The following is a 7,197-nucleotide window of genomic DNA, read 5'->3' as shown; positions in this document are numbered from 1 at the left end:
GAATTCACCACCGCTATCGCTGGCAAGCCAGCTCCCACAGGGACTGTGCATGCCGCGGTCTTACCAGCCACCGGCTTCTAGCAGCGCCGCCTCGTCCCTGGCTGCGGGACGTCCGTAGAAGCGCAGCAGGGCCCCCGTGCGGTTGCTGAAGATGCCATCTACCCCGGCCTCGCTGACCCGCTTGAAGTCCACCGGCTCATCGACGGTGTAGACATGCACCAGCAGGCCCTTGTCGTGGGCCAGGCCGTTCATCCACGGCTGGACCAGGTCGGCGTAGCTTTGCTCGCCGCCTGCGGCCAGCGCGGCGGAAGGTCCGATACCCACGGCGCCCGCCTGTTTGGCAATGTCGAGCCAGCGCTCGAACTCGGCGCGGTCCTTCGGTTGCTGGCGGGCATACCAGGCGGCCCTGTCGGGCAGGCCGGAGTCGGCGAAGGTCGGCCCCGGCGCCGGTTCGATGTGGTCCTTGCCCAGCCATAGCAGCAACACCTTCGGCACTTGCGGCATGGCCTTGTGCAGCAGGGCCAGGCTGTCGCGGTCGAAACTCTGCAACACCACCCGCCCCGGCTGGTCGAGCCAGCCGCGTTTTGCCAGGGCGCGCTGCAGGTCCTGCTCGATACCGGGGAACTGGCTCGGCACCTTGGTCTCGATGTACAGGCCGGGCTTGTGTGCCGGGTTGCCTTCGGCGATATCCAGCACCTCGTCGAGAGTGAGGATCTTCAGCCCGGCGAAAGCCGGTCGCGCCCGCTCGGGATAGGCGCGATTGAACCAGCTGCCGGCATCCAGGGATTTCAGCTCGGCCAGGGTGAAGGCGCTGACCGGGCTGGCCTTGCGCTCGGGAAAGCGCTCGGCCACGTCGCTGGTGCGGCTCAGGTCGTCGTCGTGGACCACCACCAGCACGCCGTCGCGACTGCGTTGCAGGTCCAGTTCCAGATAGTCGGCGCCCAGGTCGCGAGCCACCTGGTAGGCCGGCACGGTGGACTCCGGTACGTCATGAGAGGCGCCGCGATGGGCGATCACTGCAGGATGGGGAATGCCTTGCGCCTTGGCCAGCGCGGCACCGTCGGCCGCCTGGGCCTGGGCGACCACGGCGAACAGGGCAAGGCCCAGGCAGATTTCCTTGAATGGCATTGGGATAGCTCTCCTTGTAAAAACCGGCCCGAAGCATAGTCGCCCTCCCGGATGACAACCCGTGACGTGCTAAAGTCGCGCCCTGCCGATTTGCAACAGATTCCTACGAGACACGCCATGACCGCCGAAGCAGACGCCTCCCTCGCCTCCTGGACAGACCTCGCCGCCCGCCATCCGTGCACCGGCCTGCTGCTGGGCAATGGCGCCAGCCGGGCAATCTGGCGGCCATTCAGCTACTTCTCGCTGTTCGAGATCGCCCAGCGGGTACGCAACAAGCCGCTGGGGGTGAGCGACCAGGCGCTGTTCAAATCCCTTGGCAGCGAACTGTTCGAACCGGTGCTCAGTGCCCTCAACACCACGGTGCGGGTCAACGCCGCCCTGGCGATCGGCTCCTCGGCGCCGCTGAACCGCTACTACGCGATCAAGGAAGCGCTGATCCACGCCGTGCGCAGCGTACATATTCCATGGAAGCTGTTGCCGGGCACGACCCTGGCGGCGATCAATGCCGAACTGCGCAACTACCGCAGCGTGTTCAGCGGCAATTACGACCTGCTCTGCCACTGGGCGGTCAACCACGACCCGCAAGGCTTCCAGGCGCTGTTCGATGAAGAGGGCCACTTCGACGTCAGCCGCACCCAGGGCGGTGGCACCCGCCTGCACTACCTGCACGGCGGCCTGCACCTGCTGCGCACCGAAAACGGCGGCACGCGCCTGCGTGCCGCCGAGGGCAGCCAGTTGCTCGACGGCTTCGCCATCAACACTCCTGGCGATGTACCGCTGTTCGTCAACGAGTGCAGCAGCGAGCACAAGCTGCGCGCCATCCGCAGCTCCGATTACCTGACCTGGAGCTACGCCGCCCTCGCCCGGCACAGCGAGGGCCTGTGCCTGTTCGGCCATCACCTCGACCGCGCCGACCGTCACCTGCTGCGCGCCATCCAGCAAGCTCATCCGTCCCACCTGGCCATTGCCATCCTGCCGCTGAGCGACGCTGCCATCGTCAGCCAGAAGCAGCATTACGCGCGCATCTTCGAGGAAACGCCGGGAATCGCCCTGCATTTCTTCGATGCCAGCAGCCACCCGCTGGGCCGTGCCGAACTCAATGTGCCGGCCCCTGCGCCGATCACCCGTCGACGCCGCTGATGGCAAAGGGACAGTGATAGCCTGTAGCAAATAACAATAATTCTCGATAACATTCGCGACCTTTCTCTCCCGGCATCTCCTGGAAAGCTCGCATGCAGCGCCCCAAACCCGACCGCCTCGCGCAGGACGCCTGTCACGGTTTCTATACCGATATCCTGCATTTCCTGCGCAAGCGCACGGACAACGCCAGCGATGCTGCGGACATGACCCAGGATGTCTTCACCCAATGGCTGGGTTACCGCGACAAGGCGCGGGTCGAGCAGCCGCGGGCGTTCCTGTTCCAGATGGCGCGCAACCTGCTGCGTGATCACTGGCGGCGGCAGAAAGTCCGTCATGAAGTGCTCGATGAGCAGACCGATAGCCGCGAGGACGAGCGCGCCAGCGAGGCCCCCGGTTCCGACCCGCTGGACGGGGCGCAGCGCCTGCAACGCCTGGAGCATCTGAAAATTGTCCTGGCCGAACTCTCGCCGCGCCGCCGCGAAGCCCTTATGCTGCACCGCTTCGAAGGTTTGAGTCAGGCGCAGATCAGTGAACGCATGGGGATTTCCGTCAGCATGGTGGAAAAGCACGTTGCCGCTGCGCTCCTGTACTGCAAACAGCGCCTGGACAGTGACAACGTTGCGGAGCAACCGGAATGACCCTACCTGACATGGACAGCCGTTCGGTCGACGCCCAGGCGGCGAGCTGGTTCACACGCAACCGCAACGATCGCTCGCGGGCCTCGCGCAAGGCCTTCGCCCAGTGGCTGGAACACCCCGCCAACGCCCAGGCCTACCAGCAGTTCGAACAACTCTGGGACGACCTCGCCGCGCTGAAGGAATTGAACAAACCGGTGCCGTTGCAACCGCGCCGCACCGGCTACTGGCGCCCCACGCTGGCGACCGCGGCGGCCCTGGTCTGTGCCCTGCTCGCCGGCAACCTGGGGAGCACCGCGACGCCAATCCAGCGCCACCTGGCCAGCCAGGACGGGCAACCCAGCAGCGTGACCTTGCCCGACGGCACTCGCTTGCAGCTCAACGCCAATACCCGCCTGAGCATCGACTTCAACGCCGAGCGGCGCCTGGTCCATCTGCAACAAGGTCAGGTGTACCTGGACGTGGCGCCGGACAAGGAACGACCGCTGTTCGTCGATGCCGGCACCGCACGGGTGCGGGTGGTCGGTACCGCCTTCGACCTGCGCCGTGGCCAGCGCGAGCTGGTGCTCAGCGTGTCCCATGGCCTGGTCGCCTTCGAAACCCCGGGCGAACGGCGCGAGCCGCTGTTGCTCGGCGCCCGCGAACGGGCGGTGTACAACCTGGCCCGTGGCGACCTCAACCGGCAGACCCTCAGCGACGCGGAAGTAGCGGACTGGCGCAGCGGGCATGTGTCGTTCCGCAACCGCGAACTGGCCAGCCTGGTGGACGAGCTATCGCTGTATCGCCCAGCGGCGGTGCTGCTGGCCGATCCGGCACTGGCCGGGTACAAGGTCTCCGGCAACCTCGACGTGCATGATCCCGACGCCCTGCTCAATGCCCTGCCGGCGTTGCTGCCGGTGAAGACCGTGGCCCTGGCGGATGGGCGCATGCGCATCGAGCGCAAGTGAGATAACCAGACCACTGCAAACCCTGTGGGAGCCGGCATTGCCGGCGATGAGGCCATCAGCTTCAACCAGGCATTCAGAAACTTGAGAATATTTTTCATTCGCAGGTGAGGGTTTCTCTCCGTCCCGCGTCTTCCTCCCCGACTGCGCCGTCAATACCGTCTTTTTTTGGCCTTTGGCCGTACTTGGGGGAATTCATGTTTCGAGCTTTCAAGCCGTTGTCAGCCCGCCCATCGCTGCTTGCCGTGTGCCTGGCCCTGAGCCTTCAGGCCCAGGCGGCGCCGGTGCAGCTGCAACTGCCGGCGCAGCCGCTGGCGACCTCGCTGAGCCAGGTGGCGCAGCAGACCAAGGTGCAACTGCTGTTCGACGAGAACCTGCTGCGCAATGTCTCCGCGCCCGCCCTGAGCGGCCAGTTCAGCGCCGAGGAAGCCATCGCCCGGCTGCTGGCCAGCAGCCGCTTCACCCTGGTCAAGGTCGGCAACACCTACGTGGTGCGTCCCAGGGAAAGCGAATCCACTCCCCCCGGTAACGCCAACACCAGCATCCAGCTCGGCGCCATGAGCATCGTCGGCGACGGCGAGCAGGTCACCCCCGCAACCGTCGGCCGCTCGACCCTGACCCAGCGCGATATCGACCGCGAACAGGCAAACAACGTCCCGTCCCTGCTGAGCACCCTGCCCGGCGTGGAAATGGCCGGCTCGATGATGCCCGGCGGACAGAAGATCAATATCTGGGGCATGGGCGACGCCGAGGACGTGCAACTGACCGTCGACGGCGCCACCAAGACCGGCTTCGAGCGCTATCAGCAAGGCACCATGTTCGTCGAGCCGGAGCTGATCAAGAGCATCGAAGTGGAGAAAGGCCCGCACTCGCCCTTCGTCGGCAACGCCGGCCTGGCCGGTAGCGTGAACATGACCACCAAGGACGCCCCCGACCTGCTGCAGGAAGGCCGCGACACCGGTGCCATGCTCAAGTACGGCTACTCCAGCAACGACCATCAGCAGGTCTACAGCGGCGCGGTCTTCGGTCGCACCGAAGACCGCCGCATCGACGGCCTGGTCTATCTGACCAAGCGCGACGGCGACGACTTCAAGCTGGCCTCGTCCCTGCCCGGCGACAGCAAGACCTACCCGATCAACCCCAAGCGCCTGCCCAATAGCGCCCAGGACCTGGAAGGCGGCCTGTTCAAGCTGAACGTCCAGCTCACCGACGAACAGTCCCTCGGCCTGTCCTACTCGCGCTCGAACAACCAGCGCATGACCCGTTACTCGTCGACCAACTACTCGACACCACCGACCAAGGCCAATATCGATCGCTATGGCTACGAGCAGGCCATGCTGCGCTTCCTCGCCCACCGCGAAACCATCGACACCACCTGGTCGGCCAAATACCGCTTCCAGCCGCTGGACAACCCGCTGGTCAACCTGGAAGTGAAGTACTCCGAGTCCGATGTCGAACAGACCGACGAACGCGGGCCGAATGCCTTCTTCCAGCTGACCACCGGTGGCCGGCGCATGGAGACCGAGTACAAGGACCGCAACTTCGAAGTGCGCAACACCGCCCAGTTCAGTACCGGCGTGCTGGAGCACTCGCTGACCACCGGCGTCGAACTGCACCGCCACGCCCGCGAAACCGAAATGTGGATGCCGGGCACCGCGCAGAACACGGCCGCCTATAACTACGGCCACTTCCAGCCGAACTTCATGCCCCACGGCAAGGTGGACACCAACAGCGCCTACGTGCAGGACGCCATCACGATTGGCCAGGTAACCATCACTCCGTCGCTGCGCTACGACCATGTGCGCAACCGCGGCGAGAAGAACGACGCGCCGTTCTACAACGTCGCCTCGGCCGGGCATGACTACAGCGCCAAGACCTACACCGGCTGGTCGCCGCGCCTGGCGCTGTTCTGGCGTGCCACCGACGATGTCGCCTTCTTCGCCGACTACTCGAAGACCTGGCGTGCGCCGGTCATCGACGAGCAATACGAAGTACAAAGCGCGGTCAGCTCGCGTAGCGCCACCAGCCGCAACCTCGACCCGGAGCGCATCACCGCCTTGCGCCTGGGTAACGTCACCGACTTCTCCGGACTGGTCTTCGCCGACGACAACCTGCAAGTGCGTACCACCCTGTTCCACAACAAGGTCAAGGACGAGATCTTCAAGAACCTCGGCTTCGAGTGCCAGGCGCAGACCGTCGTCGGCGGCAGCATCAGCGACACCTGCGGCAACTACCTGATCGGCAACTACCGCAACCTCAAGGGCGTGACCTACAAGGGCTTCGAGGCGGAAAGCTTCTACGATTCGACCTACCTGTTCGGCACCCTGTCCTACACCTGGATGACCGGCAAGCACGAAGGCGCCTACAACAACCCCTGGGGCCCGGATGTCTGGGCGCGTGACGTACCGGCACCGAAATGGGTGGCGCGCCTGGGCGTGAAGATTCCCGAGTGGGACATGGTGGTGGGCTGGAAAGGCCTGTGGGTACGCCAGACCGACCGCCTGCCCAGCGACAAGTACCCGCCGGGCTACATGGGCAGCGCCCTGGGCGACAGCGCCTGGGACCACCGCGCCAACGACGCCTACAACGTCCAGGGCCTGTTCGCCAGCTGGAAACCGCAGCAGCAATACCTGAAGGGCACCGAGGTCAACTTCACCCTGGACAACATGTTCAACCGCGATTACGCACCGATGCTCAGCGACGACAACGTGTACAGCACCGGGCGCAATGCCAAGGTGAGCATTACGCGGTTCTTCTGAGGCGGAATCGCTAGACACGAGAAAGCCGCGGAGCATTGCTCCGCGGTTTTTTTCATACCGGAATGGTCACCGGTGAAGCCGCCGTTGCCATCGCCAGCAATGCCTTTGCGATCCGCATGTTCAGCACGGCGCTGCTGAGCGATTCGCGGTGCCGGGCATCGGGTGGATCGGGGAGATAGGCGGTTTGCAGGATGGCTCGGGTCAGGTGTTCGGCGGCCTTGGTGATGGCTTCCTCATGGGACAGGCCAGGGCCGACGCACAGGGCTGGGGGTGGATCGGGGACAAGTTTTTTCATGGTGTGTAACTCGTTGGAAATGGAGTTGGCCACACGCGCTGCTAAACGACGGGTGGCGACTGTATGTGGGTTAGCAGACCGGTCAACGAGCAAACCCGGCGCACCCGAAGGTGCCCACACATACAGCCGCCATAAAAGGTTGCTGGAGGGAATGCGTTGAAAACGGACTGCTAATCCGTGTCGTCGATTTGGCGACGACCGACGCAGACTAGGCAGCGTTTCCACATGACGCAACCACCAGGCAGGGTCGGGGAGTATGCTTGGGAAATTGCCTACAAGAAAGTCGGAGATCGGTG

General features: G+C 64.6%; 6 protein-coding genes. 4 read left to right on the top strand and 2 right to left on the bottom strand.

The window, feature by feature from the left end; translation table 11 throughout:
• Positions 1-60: 60 nt before the first annotated feature.
• Entirely contained in the window at positions 61-1,134 is a 1,074-nt protein-coding gene (locus ACODSK_RS31910; protein WP_489022037.1) for a glycerophosphodiester phosphodiesterase, read from the bottom strand.
• Between the two features lie 111 nt (positions 1,135-1,245).
• Between ACODSK_RS31910 and ACODSK_RS31905 the strand changes: the two genes are divergently transcribed.
• From ACODSK_RS31905 to ACODSK_RS31890, 4 genes are all read left to right on the top strand, one after another.
• Complete coding sequence (locus ACODSK_RS31905) at positions 1,246-2,268, top strand: DUF4917 family protein (RefSeq protein ID WP_489022035.1); 1,023 nt, start codon at positions 1,246-1,248, stop codon at positions 2,266-2,268.
• 92 nt (positions 2,269-2,360) lie between these two features.
• Positions 2,361-2,906: an RNA polymerase sigma factor gene (locus ACODSK_RS31900; protein WP_489022034.1), complete on the top strand. Its 546-nt coding sequence runs from the start codon at positions 2,361-2,363 to the stop codon at positions 2,904-2,906.
• Complete coding sequence (locus tag ACODSK_RS31895; RefSeq protein WP_489022032.1) at positions 2,903-3,850, top strand: FecR family protein; 948 nt, start codon at positions 2,903-2,905, stop codon at positions 3,848-3,850. Before ACODSK_RS31900 ends, ACODSK_RS31895 begins: the two co-directional genes overlap by 4 nt.
• Positions 3,851-4,044: 194 nt before the next feature.
• The gene (locus ACODSK_RS31890) at positions 4,045-6,606 is read left to right on the top strand and encodes a TonB-dependent receptor (RefSeq protein WP_489022030.1); all 2,562 of its coding nucleotides are present in this window, start codon (positions 4,045-4,047) and stop codon (positions 6,604-6,606) included.
• 52 nt (positions 6,607-6,658) lie between these two features.
• Here the strand turns inward: ACODSK_RS31890 and ACODSK_RS31885 are convergent, their stop codons facing one another.
• Positions 6,659-6,901, bottom strand: a complete 243-nt coding sequence (locus tag ACODSK_RS31885; protein ID WP_489022028.1) for a hypothetical protein — start codon at positions 6,899-6,901, stop codon at positions 6,659-6,661.
• Positions 6,902-7,197 lie beyond the last annotated feature (296 nt).

The sequence above is a fragment of the Pseudomonas sp. FG98 genome (assembly GCF_057808595.1).
Note: the sequence above shows the minus strand (reverse complement) of the source record. Positions and strands in the feature narration are given on the sequence as shown.